The 15,128-nt window shown below is 65.0% G+C and carries 18 protein-coding genes; 8 read left to right on the forward strand and 10 right to left on the reverse strand.

Features of this window, described 5'->3' with window-relative positions; all coding sequences use genetic code 11:
* The first annotated feature begins 25 nt into the window (after positions 1-25).
* Genes JJ959_RS16305 through JJ959_RS16325 form a run of 5 tightly spaced genes read left to right on the forward strand, consistent with a single transcriptional unit; the run spans position 26 to position 3,734 of the window.
* Positions 26-760 (forward strand): DUF1538 domain-containing protein, encoded by a 735-nt coding sequence (locus JJ959_RS16305; protein ID WP_292885803.1) that lies wholly within the window; start codon positions 26-28, stop codon positions 758-760.
* Positions 760-1,587, forward strand: a complete 828-nt coding sequence (locus JJ959_RS16310) for a DUF1538 domain-containing protein (protein WP_292885804.1) — start codon at positions 760-762, stop codon at positions 1,585-1,587. Before JJ959_RS16305 ends, JJ959_RS16310 begins: the two co-directional genes overlap by 1 nt.
* Positions 1,584-1,934 carry a P-II family nitrogen regulator gene (locus JJ959_RS16315; protein ID WP_292885805.1) on the forward strand — a complete coding sequence of 117 codons (351 nt, stop codon included), beginning with the start codon at positions 1,584-1,586 and terminating at the stop codon, positions 1,932-1,934. The genes JJ959_RS16310 and JJ959_RS16315 overlap by 4 nt, the downstream gene beginning before the upstream one ends.
* Positions 1,931-2,338: a CBS domain-containing protein gene (locus tag JJ959_RS16320; protein WP_292885808.1), complete on the forward strand. Its 408-nt coding sequence runs from the start codon at positions 1,931-1,933 to the stop codon at positions 2,336-2,338. The genes JJ959_RS16315 and JJ959_RS16320 overlap by 4 nt, the downstream gene beginning before the upstream one ends.
* A gap of 22 nt (positions 2,339-2,360) precedes the next feature.
* Positions 2,361-3,734 carry an MFS transporter gene (locus JJ959_RS16325; RefSeq protein ID WP_292885811.1) on the forward strand — a complete coding sequence of 458 codons (1,374 nt, stop codon included), beginning with the start codon at positions 2,361-2,363 and terminating at the stop codon, positions 3,732-3,734.
* Positions 3,735-3,761: 27 nt separating this feature from the next.
* On the opposite strand, the gene JJ959_RS16330 is transcribed toward JJ959_RS16325, so the two are convergent.
* The 8 genes from JJ959_RS16330 to JJ959_RS16365 all read right to left on the reverse strand — a co-directional run bounded on the left by JJ959_RS16330 (position 3,762) and on the right by JJ959_RS16365 (position 9,699).
* The gene (locus tag JJ959_RS16330) at positions 3,762-4,205 is read right to left on the reverse strand and encodes a VOC family protein (protein WP_292885814.1); all 444 of its coding nucleotides are present in this window, start codon (positions 4,203-4,205) and stop codon (positions 3,762-3,764) included.
* Between the two features lie 102 nt (positions 4,206-4,307).
* A complete protein-coding gene (locus tag JJ959_RS16335; RefSeq protein WP_292885817.1) occupies positions 4,308-4,997 on the reverse strand; it encodes a 2-dehydro-3-deoxy-6-phosphogalactonate aldolase in 690 nt (229 codons plus the stop codon).
* A gap of 21 nt (positions 4,998-5,018) precedes the next feature.
* On the reverse strand, positions 5,019-5,963 hold the full coding sequence (locus JJ959_RS16340) for a zinc ABC transporter substrate-binding protein (RefSeq protein WP_292885820.1): 945 nt from the start codon (positions 5,961-5,963) through the stop codon (positions 5,019-5,021).
* 88 nt (positions 5,964-6,051) lie between these two features.
* On the reverse strand, positions 6,052-6,852 hold the full coding sequence (locus JJ959_RS16345; protein WP_366817076.1) for a metal ABC transporter permease: 801 nt from the start codon (positions 6,850-6,852) through the stop codon (positions 6,052-6,054).
* 28 nt (positions 6,853-6,880) lie between these two features.
* On the reverse strand, positions 6,881-7,264 hold the full coding sequence (locus tag JJ959_RS16350; protein WP_292885870.1) for a RidA family protein: 384 nt from the start codon (positions 7,262-7,264) through the stop codon (positions 6,881-6,883).
* A 94-nt stretch (positions 7,265-7,358) separates the two neighbouring features.
* Positions 7,359-8,300, reverse strand: coding sequence for a diguanylate cyclase (locus tag JJ959_RS16355; RefSeq protein ID WP_292885873.1), 942 nt, complete (start codon positions 8,298-8,300; stop codon positions 7,359-7,361).
* Positions 8,301-8,466: 166 nt separating this feature from the next.
* The gene (locus JJ959_RS16360) at positions 8,467-8,877 is read right to left on the reverse strand and encodes a thioesterase family protein (RefSeq protein ID WP_292885876.1); all 411 of its coding nucleotides are present in this window, start codon (positions 8,875-8,877) and stop codon (positions 8,467-8,469) included.
* 3 nt (positions 8,878-8,880) lie between these two features.
* Positions 8,881-9,699, reverse strand: a complete 819-nt coding sequence (locus JJ959_RS16365; RefSeq protein ID WP_292885879.1) for an alpha/beta hydrolase — start codon at positions 9,697-9,699, stop codon at positions 8,881-8,883.
* A 143-nt stretch (positions 9,700-9,842) separates the two neighbouring features.
* Between JJ959_RS16365 and JJ959_RS16370 the strand changes: the two genes are divergently transcribed.
* Positions 9,843-10,301 carry a MarR family transcriptional regulator gene (locus JJ959_RS16370; RefSeq protein WP_292885882.1) on the forward strand — a complete coding sequence of 153 codons (459 nt, stop codon included), beginning with the start codon at positions 9,843-9,845 and terminating at the stop codon, positions 10,299-10,301.
* On the opposite strand, the gene JJ959_RS16375 is transcribed toward JJ959_RS16370, so the two are convergent.
* Together JJ959_RS16375 and JJ959_RS16380 are read right to left on the reverse strand one after the other, a co-directional pair.
* Positions 10,298-10,999, reverse strand: coding sequence for a UTRA domain-containing protein (locus JJ959_RS16375; protein WP_292885896.1), 702 nt, complete (start codon positions 10,997-10,999; stop codon positions 10,298-10,300). The genes JJ959_RS16370 and JJ959_RS16375 overlap by 4 nt on opposite strands.
* Positions 10,996-12,372: a formimidoylglutamate deiminase gene (locus JJ959_RS16380; protein ID WP_292885885.1), complete on the reverse strand. Its 1,377-nt coding sequence runs from the start codon at positions 12,370-12,372 to the stop codon at positions 10,996-10,998. Before JJ959_RS16380 ends, JJ959_RS16375 begins: the two co-directional genes overlap by 4 nt.
* Before the next feature lie 92 nt (positions 12,373-12,464).
* Here JJ959_RS16380 and hutI point away from each other — a divergent pair, with 92 nt between their 5' ends.
* Together hutI and hutH are read left to right on the forward strand one after the other, a co-directional pair.
* On the forward strand, positions 12,465-13,664 hold the full coding sequence (gene hutI, locus JJ959_RS16385; protein ID WP_292885887.1) for an imidazolonepropionase: 1,200 nt from the start codon (positions 12,465-12,467) through the stop codon (positions 13,662-13,664).
* Positions 13,661-15,128: histidine ammonia-lyase (gene hutH, locus JJ959_RS16390; protein ID WP_292885890.1), on the forward strand; the 1,468-nt coding region annotated here is incomplete at its 3' end. The genes hutI and hutH, both read left to right, overlap by 4 nt.

A 15,128-nucleotide genomic window follows, 5' to 3' on the forward strand; every position in this document is an offset into this window, starting at 1 on the left:
AGGCCGACGGGGTAGCTTTCCGGCCATGACGAAGCGCCTGATAGCATTCGGGAATCTGTTTCTGGGCACGGTCCGAGACGTGCTCCCGATCATCGTCGTCGTCGCCTTTTTCCAGCTCGTCGTCCTGCAGCAGCCGTTTCCCAACCTGACGGAAACGCTGATCGGGCTCGTGATCGTGGTGCTCGGCCTCACTTTGTTCCTGCAGGGTCTGGAGATGGCGCTGTTCCCGATCGGCGAGTTCCTGGCCGGAGCGCTGGCGCGGAAAGGCAGCCTGCTCTGGCTTCTGCTCTTTGCCTTCGGACTCGGATTCGGCACCACGGTCGCCGAACCCTCGCTCATCGCCGTCGGCGAGGAAGCGGCCCGCGTCATGGCCGAGAGCGGTTTCATCCAGCACGACCCGCGCGCCATGGCCGACTATGCGCTGGCACTGCGCTACACCGTCGCCGTCTCGGTCGGCGTGGCCATCGTCGTCGGCGTCTTCCGCATCCTGAAGGGATGGCCGCTGCACTGGATCATGATCGGCGGCTATGTCGTCGTGCAGGGACTGACGGCCGTCGCGCCGGAGGAGATCATCGGCATCGCCTATGACAGCGGCGGCGTCACCACCTCGACGGTTACCGTGCCGCTGGTCACCGCGCTCGGCGTCGGGCTCGCCACCGTGATCCGCGGCCGAAATCCGGCCATCGACGGGTTCGGCCTGATCGCCTTCGCCAGCCTGTCTCCTATGATATTCGTGCTGATCTTCGGAATGGTGGTCTGATGACGGACTGGCTCGCCGCGCTCGCAGACGCCTTCTTCGGCACCATCCTCGACGTATTGCCGATCGCCGGCATCCTCGTTTTCTTCCAGCTCATCGTCCTCAGGCAACGCATTCCGCACCTCGGACGCGTGCTCACCGGTTTCGTCTATGTGATCATCGGCCTCGCGCTGTTCCTCGTCGGCCTCGAGAAAGCCCTCTTCCCGATCGGCGAGCATATGGCGAAACAACTCACCGATCCGGGCTTCATCGCCCATGGCCGACCGGCGGACTCGATCAGCTGGGCAGACTATTACTGGGTCTATCTCTTCGCCGCCGCGATCGGCTTTTCGACGACCATCGCCGAGCCCTCGCTGATCGCCGTCGCGAACAAGGCGAGCGACCTCACCGGTGGGTCGATCAGCGGCTGGGGCCTCCGGATGGCCGTCGCCATCGGCGTCGCGCTCAGCATCGCTGTCGGCGCCTTCCGGATCGTCACAGGCACGCCGCTGTATCTCTACATGATCGTGGGCTACAGCCTCGTCGTCCTGCAGACGATCTATGCCCCGCGCATGATCATACCGCTCGCCTACGACAGCGGCGGCGTCACCACCTCGACCGTGACCGTTCCGCTGGTCACCGCGCTCGGCCTCGGGCTGGCCTCCACGGTGCCCGGCCGCAATCCGGTGCTCGATGGCTTCGGCCTGATCGCCCTCGCGAGCCTGTTCCCCATGCTCAGCGTGATGAGCTACGCGCAGGCCGGCGCCTGGCTCACGGCGCGGCGCAAAAAGCGGGAGCGGGAACGCGAAGAATTCGATAAAGCGACCCCACAGACAGGGAGTGAGCGATGAAGTTCAAACTGATTGTCGCCGTGGTGAATGACGAGAAGACCGACATCGTCGTCGACACCGCCCGCAGCTGCGGCGGCACTGGAAGCACGGTGATCACCAACGTCCGCGGCGAGGGTCTGAAGCCGTCCTCGACCTTTCTCGGACTCACCCTTGAAGGTCAGCGCGACATCGTGCTGCTTGTGGTCGAGGAGCATATGGCCCGCCATATCCTCGAGGAAATCTGCAAGGCGGCCCGGTTCGACGAGGATGTCGGAAGCGGTGTGGCGTTCCAGATCGACATCGAGGACGCCGTCGGCCTGACCTCGCAAATGAAAACCATCGAGAAAGAAATCGAGGAAGAAATATGAGCCAGCACCCATACGTGAAGGTGGAGGACGTGATGACCGGCAATCCGCACGTCATCGACGGCCTCGCGACCGTGCGCGACGCGATCGACAGGATGCGGGAGCACCATGTCAGTTCCCTCGTCATCGAGCGCCGGCACGAGGGGGACGAGTATGGCGTCGTGACCGTCGGCGATATCGCCGCGCATGTCGCCAGCAAGGACCGTTCGCCGGAGCGCACCAGCGTCTACGAGATCATGTCCAAGCCGGTCCTGACAGTCGATGTCGGCATGGATATCAAATACGCGATCCGGATGCTGAACCGCTTCAAGCTGACCCGCGCCCTCGTGACGCGCCAGGGCGAGATGGTCGGCATCGTGACGCTGCGCGATATGGTGGTACGCTACACTTCGAACGGATCCGATTGACGGCCGGGAGGAAAGACGCGGCGTGAACGGGCCCCTCGGTAACAGCGCCTACCGGCACCTCTTCGCCGCGCAGGCACTTTCGCTTCTCGGCACCGGGCTTACGACGGTAGCGCTCGGACTTCTGGCTTACGATCTCGCCGGCCCAGACGCCGGCCTGGTTCTCGGCACGGCTCTCGCGATCAAGATGATTGCCTATGTCGGCCTCGGTCCGGTCGGCGCCGCAATCGCGGAACGGTTTCCCCGCCGGCCCTATCTCGTCGCCCTCGACCTGATCCGTGCCGCACTCGTTCTTGTCCTGCCGTTCGTCTCCGAGATCTGGCAGATCTACCTGCTGATCTTCCTGTTCCAGGCCTGTTCCGCCGCCTTCACGCCGACCTTCCAGGCAACTATCCCGGATCTTCTGCCGGACGAGAAGGACTATACGCGGGCACTTTCCCTCTCCCGGATGCTCTACGATCTCGAACAGTTGCTCAGTCCGGTACTGGCAGGTGTTCTGCTGACCCTCGTCAGCTTTCACTGGCTGTTCGTCGGGAACACGATCGGCTTTCTCGCCTCGGCCGCCTTCATTGTCACCGCGGCCATTCCGCCTCAGACGAACGAAGAGAACCGGCGTGGCTTCTGGCAGCGCGTGACGCGGGGCAGTTGGATCTATCTGAAGACACCCCGTCTGCTCGGTCTGCTCTCGCTCAGTTTCGCCGTCGCCTCGGCAGGGTCTATGGTGATCGTCAATACCGTCGTCTTCGTCCGCTCCGTGCTTGGCGGCGACGAAACCGATGTGGCGATCTTCTTCGCCGCCGCAGGGCTCGGCTCGATGGCGATCGCCTTGACCCTGCCCCGGCTGCTGGACCGGATCGCGACGCGGCCGGTCATGATCTGCGGCGGAGCGGTCCTTTGCGCCGGACTGATTGCAGGGCTTTGGGCGGAAACCTATGCCGGCGCGCTCGCGGTCTGGGTTTGCCTCGGTGCCGGCTCGTCCCTGGTCATGACGCCGTCCGGGCTTCTGCTACGACGGTCCAGCCATGCCGAGGACAGGCCCGCACTGTTCGCGGCGCAATTCGCCCTCTCCCACGGGTGCTGGCTGATCGCCTATCCCGTCGCCGGATGGGTGGGCGCGCGCTTCGGAATGAACGCGGCTTTCATCGTGCTCGCGGTCGGCGCGGCGGCTGGCTGCGCCGCTGCCCTGTTGCTCTGGCCGCGGAACGATCCCGCCGAGCTGGAACATGAGCACGAGGAAGTGGTCCATGCACATGTGCCAACAGCCGACGGGCATCACCGGTCGGACCAGATCTCCAGGGACGATGATAGATCAGAAAAAAAGCACCGGCACCGGAAGTTCCGGCACCGGCACGTGTTCGTTATCGACGACCATCATACGGCCTGGCCGCGATCCGGTTGATGCCGGATCACGGCCGGTAGGAGCCGCCTACCAGGTGCCGGTATTCTGCATCGAGGCCCAGGGCTCGGCCGGGGCCAGCGCCTCGCCTTCCTGCAGGATCTCGATCGAGATGCCGTCCGGCGACTTCACGAAGGCCATGTAGCCGTCCCGCGGCGGGCGGTTGATGGTGACGCCCGCGTCCATGATCTTCTGGCAGGTCTCGTAGATGTTCTCGACGCGGAAGGCGAGATGGCCCCAGGCCCGGCCGGTCTTGTACTCTTCCGGATCCCAGTTGTAGGTCAGCTCGATCACCGGCGCGCGCTTGTCGGACGCGGCGGTCGCCTCGTCGCCCGGAGCGTAGAGGAAGATGTTGGTGAAACGGCCCTTCTCGCTGTCGTAGCGATGGACTTCCTTCAGGCCAAGAATGTCGCAGTAGAATTTCATGCTCTCGTCGATGTCGCTGATCCGGACCATCGTGTGCAGATAACGCATGGGTTCGCTCCCGTTCCGCAAGCTGGTGAATGATTGGCTGGTACTGACATCGCGCAGCGGCGGCCGTGACACAACCCCGCTTTCCGCAATTCCTTCGTTCCGCTACGCGGCCTTGCCTGTCTTCCAGGCCGCGATCAGGTCCGCCGCATCCGCGCCGATGCGCTCGACCGGCTTGCCGGGCTTGAAGATCGAGGAGCCGACCGCAACGGCCATTGCCCCGGCCGCGAAGAACTCCGCGATATTTCCGACACCAACACCGCCCGTGACCACGATACCGGCCTCAGGCGGCAGGACCGCACGGAGCGCGCCGACGACCTTCGGCTGCACGGCATCGCCGGGGAAGAGTTTTAGATAATCCGCCCCCGCCTCGAGCGCCTGAAAGGCCTCGGTCGGGGTGAAGAAGCCCGGCAGAGAGACCAGTCCGAGCTTCTTGGTTTCGGCAATCACGCGCTCATCCGTGTTCGGTGCCACGATCAGACGCCCGCCGGCGCGGTCCACGTCCCTCACCGCCTGAGCCGAAAGCACGGTTCCCGCACCGATCACCGCACGCTCGCCAAGAGCCTTGGCAAGCATGGCTATACTCTGCAGGGGCCTTGGAGAATTGAGCGGCACTTCGATGATGCGGATCCCGGCCTCGAAAAGAACCGCGCCCACCGCGCCGGCCTGCTCCGGTTCAAGACCGCGCAAGATCGCGATGACCGGCGCCGCTTCAAGCGCTTCCTCGAAAGTGATCACATTCGCCCCCAGATCGTAACCCGGCCCAGTATGACGCGCCGCCTTTCGCAAGGCCACCGCTGCAGAGCCGAAGCCGGATCATTCGAGACAGGAGCGGAAGCCCTCGGCAAGTCCGAGCATCAGGGCGTCATAATTGTCCGGCCCAAAATCCAGCGAGCTGCCGACAGGGTCGAGCAATCCGAGCCGCGCCCCGGTGCCCTCGGCGACGATTTCGGCCAGACGGGATGAGAACTGCACCTCCCGGAAGATGCATCTGATGCCGCTTGCAGAGACCTGTTCCCGCAGTTCGGTAAGCCGGCCGGCTCCGGGAGGCGCTCCGGTGCCGAGACTTATGGCACCTGCCGCCATGAGGCCGAATTCCGCCTCGAAATACTGATAGGCATCGTGGAAAACCAGAAATGGACGGTCCTTGACCGGGTCGAGACGCGCCGCAATGGTCTTCGACAACGCCTCAAGCCCCTGCCGGGCGGAAATCGCATTGGCGCGGTAGAGCGCGCCGTTGGCCGGGTCGCGTTCCGCCAGAACCGTCGCGATTGCAGCTATGAAAGCCATCGCGTTGCGCGGACTGAGCCAGACATGCGGATCATCGCCGTCATGGCCGTGAGCATGTTCGTCATGGCTGTGGGCGCCTTTGGCGTGGCCGCGATCCAGTTTCCAGACGACGGCCTCGCGCACCGGGAGGTGCGTCACCCCTTCGGCCTCGCCCAGCTCGACGAACCTCTTCGCGCCTCCACCTTCGAGCTCTTGGCTCGCGGCAAGGAAATTCTCGATGTTGTGGGAGACGAGAAAGACCAGGTCTGCATTCTCGACCGCGCGCGCATCCGACGGCCGCAGGGCGTAATCGTGCGGCGACTGGCCGTTCCGCAGCAGGAGATGCGGCGATCCGGCGCCCGCCATCACCTTTGCAACCAGACTGTGAACCGGCGGAATGGAGGCAACGACGGACAGGTCGGCGCGCGCGGTTCCGGCAAAGGCCAGAAACGCGGCGAGAACAGCCGTCATGGATCGGAAAACGCGTTGCATCGGGATCTCTGAGCTTGAATTGGAAAAACGTTATAACATTACATTTTATGAAATCAAGCCGGGATCAGACCTGCGCGCGAAATGCCCGTTAGCGGAGCCCCGCTCCCACCGGCCAGCGCGGAAGGCCGAGCAGGAAAATGACAAAAGCCACCAGCACGATGGAGGGGCCTGCGGGTGTGTCCAGCTCGACCGAAAATCCGAGCCCGGCGACGACAGAGACGATCCCGATCAGCACGGCGCCGGCGACCATGGCCTCCGGGCTCCGCGCCCAGCGCCGGGCGGCGGCGGCGGGCAGAATCAACAGCGAGGTAATGAGAAGCACCCCGACAACCTTGATCGAAACGGCAATGACGAGAGCGAGCAGCAGAGTGAAGAGCAGCGAGGCCCGCTGCCCACCCAGCCCCTCGGCCCGCGCCAGATCGGAGCTCACCGTCGCCGTGAGCAAGGGCTCCCAGATCCGCCAGAGAACAACGAGAACGATCGCCGCCGCGACATAGATCAGCACGATATCCTGCATTGAAACTGCGAGCACGTCGCCGAACAGAACTCCCATCAGATCGACACGGAGCCAGCTCATGAGGCCAATGGCGACCAGCCCGAGCGCGAGGGCGCCATGGGACAGGATGCCGAGCAGCGTATCCGCCGGGACTTCCGTCCGTCGCTCCAGCGTGAACATGAGAGCGGCAACGGCGAGCGTCACGGCCGCGATCCCGATCACCGGTGCGATCCCGAGCAGAAAGCCGAGAGCGAGACCGAGGAGCGCGGAATGCGCCATGGTATCCCCGAAATAGGCGAGCCGGCGCCAGACGACGAAGCAGCCGAGCGGTCCGGCAGCGAGGGCAGCCCCGATGCCGGCCGCAAGCGCCCGCAGAAGGAAATCGTCTATCATGGGACTTGGCCTGCCATCGGCGTCCGGCTCAGAGCGCGACCGCTTCGCCCTCGACCTCGCACAGCATCTCGGGCGTCGCCAGCTGGGAGATCTCGAGATAGGTGCAGGCCGGCGCATGGCCTTCGAAGACCCGGTCGCGCATCGCGCGGAAGGTCGCGACCGAGCCCGGAACGGTTGAGTAGAACACAATCTTCACGATGTCGGTCTTCTTCATGCCGGCGGCGGCGAACACATTGAACAGGTTCTCGAAGGCCTGTTCCATCTGCGCTTCGAGCCCGCTCTTGAGGCTGCCGTCCGGCGCGACGCCGATCTGCCCCGACGCGATGGCCCGCCGCGCGTTCGCGGGAACCGTGACGAGTTGCGAGTAGCGGGATGCCGGCGCGGCAACGCCCTCGGGATTGGTGAATTCCATCGGTTTGCTCCCCTGAGATCTCTGAAGTCCGGAACGGACCCAGCGCTTCACTTAGAGCGAAAACCCGGCGATGGCAATTCCACCCGCGCTCCGGTCAGGCTGCCTGCATGCTGCTCTTGGTCACCACGCGGTCGCGTCCGCTGTGCTTGGCCTCATAGAGCGCGAGGTCGGCGGACTTCAGGATATTCTCGACACCACCGCACTCACCGTCGAACTCTGCGCAGCCGATGCTCACCGTGAATTTCAGCGTCTTTCCAGCGGCATCGACCGTGATCGCGCGGACCGCATCCAGAAGACGGACCGCGGAGACTTTCGCCGCGGCCTCGTTCGTTTCGGGGAGCAGGATGGCGAATTCCTCGCCGCCGAGCCGGGCGACCGTGTCCAGATGCCGTACTTTCTCGCCGAGAACCTTCACCAGCTCGACCAGCACCGCATCGCCGACATCGTGACCGTAGGTATCGTTGATGCTCTTGAAATGATCGATGTCGAGCATGAGAACCGAGGACGGCCGGTTGTAGCGGGCCACCCGTTCCAGTTCGTCCTGCAGCTTCGACATGAAATAGCGCCTGTTGTGCGCCGAGGTCAGCGGATCGGTCGTCGCCAGAAGCTCGAGCTTCTCGTTCAACTGTTCGAGCCGCAGAGCGTATTCCCGCAACCGAAGGTGATTGCGGACGCGGGCGAGAACGACGGCAGGCTTGTATGGCTTCGTGATGTAGTCGATTGCGCCGAGTTCCAGGCCCTTTTCCTCATCGCTCTCGTCGGAAAGGCCGGTAACGAAGATGACCGGCACGTTCTTCGTGCGATCGTCTTCCTTCAGCACACGAATCACATCGTAGCCGTCGAGATCGGGCATCTGAATGTCGAGCAGAATGAGATCGGGCTGATTTTCCAGCGCGATATCGATCGCTTGCCGCCCGCTGGTCGCCGTGGTGACCGTCCCCTGATCCTTCAGGATCAGACCAAGCAGCATCACGTTCTCCGGCGCGTCATCCACCACCAGAATTTTGAAGTCATTGGAATTTGCGGCGTCGCTCATCAACAGATCCGGCTCATCTCAAGCCCCCTGGGCTCAATATGTCATCAGTGCCGAGCATGGTCGAAGATGATTAACGTCGCGTAAAAACACATTTTTGATATCGTTTTTGCGGCGAGCGGGCGCCACCGTTCTTCCGGACTGAATATCGGTCTCCACCGGAGCCGGTCTATCCGCTGAAATCCGCCATTTTCTCCTTGAGACCATCGGTCCAGGCAACTGGGCGCCCCGTGCTCTTCACGAACTGGACAAGTGTCGAACGGCAAACGAGACGCGCTTCTCCGTCGCAGGTCGCGGCGATTTCCAGATCCAGACTCGAGGTACCGATGCGCTTCACCGTCAGGCTCCAGTCCAGCACATCCCCGAGACGGCTCGGAGCCTTGAACTCGACCTCGATCCGGGCCGTCGGAATGCCCCGGTCGTCGATTTCGTGCATGCGGTGGAAATCCCACCCGAGCCCGGAACGGAACCATTCCTCGATCGTCAGATTGATCATCTCGAAATAGCGCGGATAGAACACCATCGCCGCCGGGTCGCAATGCTGGAAGCGGACATCCTGCTGCATATGAAACGCCGGCATCGGTCAGACTCCCGTATCGATGAATGACTGCGTGAGGGCCGAGTCCCGGTCCTCGAGATCGGCGATCACATTGAAGTGATGCTTGGCCGGCACCCGGACCGCTTTCGTCTCCGCGCCGAGACCGGTCCAGATATTCGCCAGCAGATCGTTCTGGCGCAGGAATTCCGGACGCTCGTCCGCGCCGACCCAGCAGGTCAGTCGCGCGCCCTCGACCGGATATTGCAGAGCCGGGCTTTCCATCACCGCCTCCGCATCGTCCAGCCTGAGAACCTGATTCATTTCCAGCTTCATGAGCGGTCGCAGATCATGCAACCCGCTGATCGAGACAACCTGGCGGATCCGCGCCCGCAGGGTCTTGCCGAGCGGCGCGTTGCGGCACAGCATCCGGGTTACCAGATGTCCCCCGGCCGAATGACCAGCCAGACTTACCGGCCCGTCGACCCGCTCCGCCGCCGCTGAGAGCGCGCGGGCGATCTCCCCGGTCATGTCCGTGAGCCGTGCATCCGGAGCAAGCGTGTAGCTCGGCAACGCCACGGCCCATCCGTTCTCGACCGCCCCCCTCGCAAGATGGGACCAGGTGCTCTTGTCGAACGCCTTCCAGTAGCCGCCATGGACGAACAGCGCGAGACCAACGGGGGCTCCGGCCGGCCGGAACAGATCAAACCGTTGCCGCGCGCCGTCACCATAGGCAATATCGAGTTCGGCCCGGTCTCCGAGCTCGGTCCGGAAAGAGGCCGCCTTCGAGGTCCAGAGCGCCGGATAGCTCTCGGCCCCGTCGATATGCGGACCGTTGGCGTAGGCGTCGTCCCAATCCACGATCATAGCGCCCCCTCAGGATCAAGCTCTTGCTCCAACACAGCCATGGTAGGCGCCGCACGAAAGCGCCGCCAAGATTATTTTATATATAAAATTTTCTTTCAAACCGCCTCACCCGGGATACAATCGCGCGTCAGCCAAGGACGGCCATGCAACAGACAGACGATCCCGTGACCCGCAAGACCAGGCTCAGGCTCTGGCTCAATCTGCTCCGGACGACGCGCTTCGTCGAGAACAGGCTGCGGGAGGACATGCGCCTCTCCTACGACCTCACCCTGCCGCGCTTCGAGATCCTTGCCATGCTCCAGCGCAGCGAGACCGGTCTCAGAATGACGGATCTTTCGTCCCAGCTCATGGTCTCCAACGGCAACGTCACCGGCATCGTCGACCGGCTGGTCGAGGACGGGCTCGTCGAGCGGGTACCGGTCCCGGGCGACAAGCGGGCGAGCCTGGTGCGCCTGACCTACAAGGGCGAGGCGGTCTTCGCGGAAATGGCCGACGTGCACGAACGCTGGGTCGATCAGTTGCTGTCGGAGATTTCAGGCGCGGACGCCAAGGCCATGATCGAACGGCTCACGGCCGTCCGGAAGAAGGACGACGCGTCCTAGATTTCCGTGCTCATCCGGTATCCCGGCCGGTAGGCAAGGCGCACATGGGTGATCGCCGCCTTCGCGTTCCAGGTCGTGCGCTCTATGGCGAAGAGCGCCGTACCTTCCCCGGTATCCAGTGCCGACGCCTGTTCGCTTGACGCCGGCTCCGCGAGAAAGCTGATTTCGCCGCGCGTGAACGGCTGGTTCCGCACCAGCCATTCGTTCGGGCTGACCAATGCGAAATCTGCGCTCTCGAAATCTGGAACCGCTGCGAGATTGACCCAACGCTCCTCGTAGAGGAACGGCTTGCCGTCGGCCAGGTGCAGCCCGCGCATGTGCAAGAGCGGCGCGCCTGGCGCCAGCCCCATTCGTTCGGCGATGCCGGGAGGCGCCGGAGCCTTTTCGCTCTCCAGGACGCGATAGTCATAGACGCTGCCCGACGCTTCGACTTCCAGCCGGGTGACCGGAATTTCCAGCGTGGCCTTGCGGACCGGATCGAGCGCCACGCGGGTGCCGGCCTTGCGCCGCCGCTCCAGCAAGCCGGTATCGGCAAGTCCCTGCAGCGCGCGGTTCACCGTCGCTCGGGCACAGCCGAACTCGGCCGCCAGCTCCGCCTCGCCCGGGATCTGGTCGCCCGGCCGCCAGACGCGGTCGGCGATCCGGCGGCGAATTTCCGCTTGGATCCCCTGCCAGGAATTGAGCGCCGTCTGGCTCAGAGTGCGTCCTCCAGCTCCGCGATGGTCTTCAGGTAGTTCGCCCGGATGCGGTCGCGGGCGACGTGCCGTCCTTCTCTTACCATGTGCCGCCCGGCGGACCAGACATCCCGGACCCAGCGGTCGTCGCCAGCGAAGATGAAGGCGTCGAGCATGCGGTCCCCGGTCCGCCCGGCGAGATCGAGCGCATCGCCGTCGAGCGCGATCAGATCGGCGAGCCTGCCCGGCGCGATCCGCCCGCTGTTCCGCCCCGCCGCCTGCGCCCCGCCGAGCGCCGCCTCCTCATAGAGCACGCGTCCCGCAGACCGGCTGTGCTCGGCGAGGACCGCGCGGCCCCGGTCACGCAGGCGCTGGGAATATTCGAGCGTCCGCAACTCCTCGCTGAGGGCGATGCGGATGTTCGAGTCGGAGCCGATGCCGAAACGCCCTCCCGCCTCGCGAAAGCGCACGCCGTCGAATATCCCGTCGCCGAGGCTCGACTCGGTAATCGGGCAGAGCCCGGCGACGGCGCCGCTCCGCGCCATCGCCTCGGTTTCGCGCGGCTCCATCTGCGTTGCATGGATCAGGCACCAGCGCCCATCGACTGCGTGATTGTCGAGCAGCCAGGTCATCGGCCGTGCACCCCATGCGGCCTCGACCTCCTCCACTTCCGCGACCTGCTCGGCGACGTGGATATGGAGCGGGCGGTCACGGCGAAGGGCGACCGCCTCCTTCAGGGCTTCCCTTGTCACGGCTCTCAGGGAATGAGGAGCGACGCCGACTGCGCAATCCGCCGGCAACCCGGAAACCGCATCTTCTGCACCTTCAAGAAGATGGGTGAACCGATCGAGGTCGTTCCCGAAGCGGATCTGGCCCGGGCCAAGCGGGCGCCCGTCGCAGCCACCGACCTGATAAAGCACAGGAAGAAGCGTCAGGCCGATACCGGTCTCCGCCGCGGCGAAGGCGATCCGACGGCTCAGTTCCGCGACGTCGTCGTAGGGGGTACCGTCCGTCTGGTGGTGCAGATAGTGGAACTCCACGAGCCCGGCATAGCCGGCCTCCAGCATTTCCATCTGCACCAGCGCGGCGATCGCCTCGACATGTTCCGGCGTCAGCCGGTCGAGGAAGCGGTACATCAGCCGCCGCCAGGTCCAGAAACTGTCCCGCTTGTCGGGGCCGCGCGACTCGGTCAGCCCCGCCATCGCGCGCTGGAAAGCGTGGGAATGCAGGTTCACCGGAGCCGGCAGCAGCACGGCGGCGCGATGATCCGCTCCGGCCGCCGAGGCGCGGTCGTCCGGCGAGACGGAGGCGATCAGCCCGTCCCCGCCGATCGTGACCAGCACATTCTCCCGCCATCCCTCTTCCATCAGAGCCGTCTCGGCAAAAACCGTCGTCACTGCGCGCACCTCGTATTGACAGGTAATATTATGTATAGACATAATAATCGAAATAGCCCGCCGGGCAACCACCCTTTTCGGACCTCTGGCCCATGCTGATCCTCAGGAATGCAAAACTCGCGACGATGGCTCCGGGCACAGCCGCCTATGGCCTTGTCGAGCACGGCGCGCTGGCAATCCGCGAGGGAGACATCATCTGGCTCGGCCCCGAGAGCGAGATGCCGACCTCGATGTCGGTCTGGCCGCAGGAGGATCTCGGTGGCCGGCTCGTCACTCCGGCGCTGATCGACTGCCACACCCATATCGTCTTCGGCGGCAACCGGGCGCGCGAGTTCGAACTCCGCCTAGAGGGCGCGAGCTACGAGGAGGTCGCGCGGGCTGGCGGCGGCATCCTTTCCACCGTCACGGCGACCCGCGCCGCCGGCGAGGACGACCTTCTCGCCGGCGCACTGGCGCGGGTCGACGCACTCCTCGCGGAGGGCGTCTCCACCATCGAGATCAAGTCCGGCTACGGGCTCGACATCGAGACCGAACTGCGGATGCTGCGCGCCGCGCGGCGGATCTGGAAAGAGCGGCCGGTCAGGGTCCGCACAAGCTATCTCGGCGCCCATGCCGTGCCGCCCGAATTCAAGGACCAGGCCGACGCCTATATCGACGAGACCTGCCGGATCGCGCTCGACCGGGCGGCGGAGGAAGGCCTCGTCGACGCGGTGGACGGGTTCTGCGAGGGGATCGCTTTCAGTCCCGCGCAGATCGACCGCCTATTTGCGCGGGCTACACAGCTCGGCCTGCCCGTGAAGCTGCATGCCGAGCAGCTCTCCGATCTCGGCGGCGCAAAGCTCGCCGCGACGTACGGCGCGCTCTCCGCCGACCATCTGGAATATCTCGGCGCGGACGGCATCGCCGCCATGGCGAAAGCCGGTACCGTCGCTGTGCTGCTGCCGGGCGCCTTCTACAACCTGCGCGAGTCACAGCTGCCGCCGGTTCAGGCCCTGCGCGATGCGGGCGTTCCGATCGCGATCGCGACCGACTGCAATCCCGGATCCTCGCCGCTGACCTCCTTGCTGCTGACGATGAACATGGCCTGCACCCTCTTCCGCATGACGCCGGAGGAAGCACTGGCCGGCGCCACGCGGAACGCGGCAAAGGCGCTCGGGATCGAGGATGCGGGCACGCTGGAGGTCGGCAAGCGGGCCGATCTCGCGGTCTGGGACGTGCAGGAACCCGCCGAGCTCGCCTACCGCATCGGCTTCAACCCCCTTTATCGACGCTATTTCCGAGGCAGGACATGAGCGACATCACCCTGATCCCCGGCCGCACGACGTTGCGGCAACTCGACAACCTGCTCGGCCAAGGGCATCTGGTCCGCCTTGACCGGCGGGCGAAACCGGCCGTCGAGGCCGCTGCCGCATTGGTCGCACAGGCCGCGTCCGGCGGCGAGGCGGTCTACGGCGTTAATACCGGCTTCGGCAAGCTCGCCACCGTGCGCATTCCGCCGGAAGACACCTCCACCCTGCAACGCAACCTGATCCGCTCGCACTGTGCCGGCGTCGGCGAGCCGACGGAGACGCAGGTGGTTCGCACCATGATGGTGCTGAAACTGCTCTCCCTCGGACGCGGCGCCTCGGGCGTGCGCTGGGAGGTGATCGAGCTGATCGAGGCGATGCTGCGCGAGCGGGTAACGCCAGTGGTGCCGAGCCAGGGATCGGTCGGCGCGTCGGGCGACCTTGCGCCGCTCGCCCACATGACTGCCGTGCTGATCGGCGAGGGGAAAGCCGAATACAAGGGCCGCATCCTGCCGGGCCGCGACGCGCTCGACGCCGCCGGGTTTCGGCCGATCGAGCTTGGTCCGAAGGAAGGCCTGGCCCTGATCAACGGCACCCAGTTCTCTACCGCCTATGCCCTGCTTGCCCTCTCGCAAGCCTGGCGGAACGTAGAGACGGGCATCGTCGCCGCGGCCCTCTCGACCGATGCGATCATGGGCTCCACCGCGCCGCTGCAATCGGCGATCCACGAGTTGCGCGGACAGCCGGGACAGATCGACGTCGCCGCCGCGATGCGGGCGCTGATGGAGGGCTCCGAGATCCGCGAGAGCCACCGTCACGGCGATACCCGCGTGCAGGACCCCTATTGCATCCGCTGCCATCCGCAAGTCTCCGGCGCCGCCATCGATCTGCTACGCCATGCCGCGCGCACGCTGGAAATCGAGGCCAACGCGGTGACCGACAATCCGCTGGTGCTGGTGGAGGACGGCCAGATCCTTTCCGGCGGCAACTTCCACGCCGAGCCGGTCGGCTTCGCCGCCGACATGATGGCGCTCGCCATCGCGGAGATCGGCGCCATCGCCCAGCGCCGCATCGCGCTGATGGTCGACCCGGTGCTGTCCTGCGACCTGCCGGCCTTCCTGACGCCGGAGCCGGGCCTCAATTCCGGCCTGATGATCGCCGAGGTCACCACCGCCGCGCTGATGAGCGAGAACAAGCATCTCGCCAATCCCTGCACCACGGACTCGACGCCGACCAGCGCCAACCAGGAGGACCACGTCTCCATGGCGGCGCACGGCGCACGGCGGCTGCACCGGATGAACGCCAACCTTGGCAACATCATCGCGGTAGAGCTGCTTTGTGCCGCGCAGGGCGTCGAATTCCGCGCGCCGCTGAAGACCAGCCGGCCGCTGCAGGACGTCATATCGGCGATCCGCAAGGTGTCGCCCGCCCTCACGGACGACCGCGAGGTCGCCGCCGATATCGAGGCGG

The sequence above is a fragment of the Nisaea sp. genome (assembly GCF_017640745.1).
Taxonomy (GTDB): Bacteria; Pseudomonadota; Alphaproteobacteria; order Thalassobaculales; family Thalassobaculaceae; genus Nisaea.

Bases quoted from the DNA above. Each gene is read 5' to 3' on its own strand.
- JJ959_RS16305 (WP_292885803.1), top strand. From the start codon at position 26: ATGACGAAGCGCCTGATAGCATTCGGGAATCTGTTTCTGGGCACGGTC.
- JJ959_RS16310 (WP_292885804.1), top strand. From the start codon at position 760: ATGACGGACTGGCTCGCCGCGCTCGCAGACGCCTTCTTCGGCACCATC.
- JJ959_RS16315 (WP_292885805.1), top strand. From the start codon at position 1,584: ATGAAGTTCAAACTGATTGTCGCCGTGGTGAATGACGAGAAGACCGAC.
- JJ959_RS16320 (WP_292885808.1), top strand. From the start codon at position 1,931: ATGAGCCAGCACCCATACGTGAAGGTGGAGGACGTGATGACCGGCAAT.
- JJ959_RS16330 (WP_292885814.1), bottom strand. From the start codon at position 4,205: ATGCGTTATCTGCACACGATGGTCCGGATCAGCGACATCGACGAGAGC.
- JJ959_RS16340 (WP_292885820.1), bottom strand. From the start codon at position 5,963: ATGCAACGCGTTTTCCGATCCATGACGGCTGTTCTCGCCGCGTTTCTG.
- JJ959_RS16345 (WP_366817076.1), bottom strand. From the start codon at position 6,852: ATGATAGACGATTTCCTTCTGCGGGCGCTTGCGGCCGGCATCGGGGCT.
- JJ959_RS16350 (WP_292885870.1), bottom strand. From the start codon at position 7,264: ATGGAATTCACCAATCCCGAGGGCGTTGCCGCGCCGGCATCCCGCTAC.
- JJ959_RS16355 (WP_292885873.1), bottom strand. From the start codon at position 8,300: ATGAGCGACGCCGCAAATTCCAATGACTTCAAAATTCTGGTGGTGGAT.
- JJ959_RS16360 (WP_292885876.1), bottom strand. From the start codon at position 8,877: ATGCCGGCGTTTCATATGCAGCAGGATGTCCGCTTCCAGCATTGCGAC.
- JJ959_RS16365 (WP_292885879.1), bottom strand. From the start codon at position 9,699: ATGATCGTGGATTGGGACGACGCCTACGCCAACGGTCCGCATATCGAC.
- JJ959_RS16370 (WP_292885882.1), top strand. From the start codon at position 9,843: ATGCAACAGACAGACGATCCCGTGACCCGCAAGACCAGGCTCAGGCTC.
- hutI (WP_292885887.1), top strand. From the start codon at position 12,465: ATGCTGATCCTCAGGAATGCAAAACTCGCGACGATGGCTCCGGGCACA.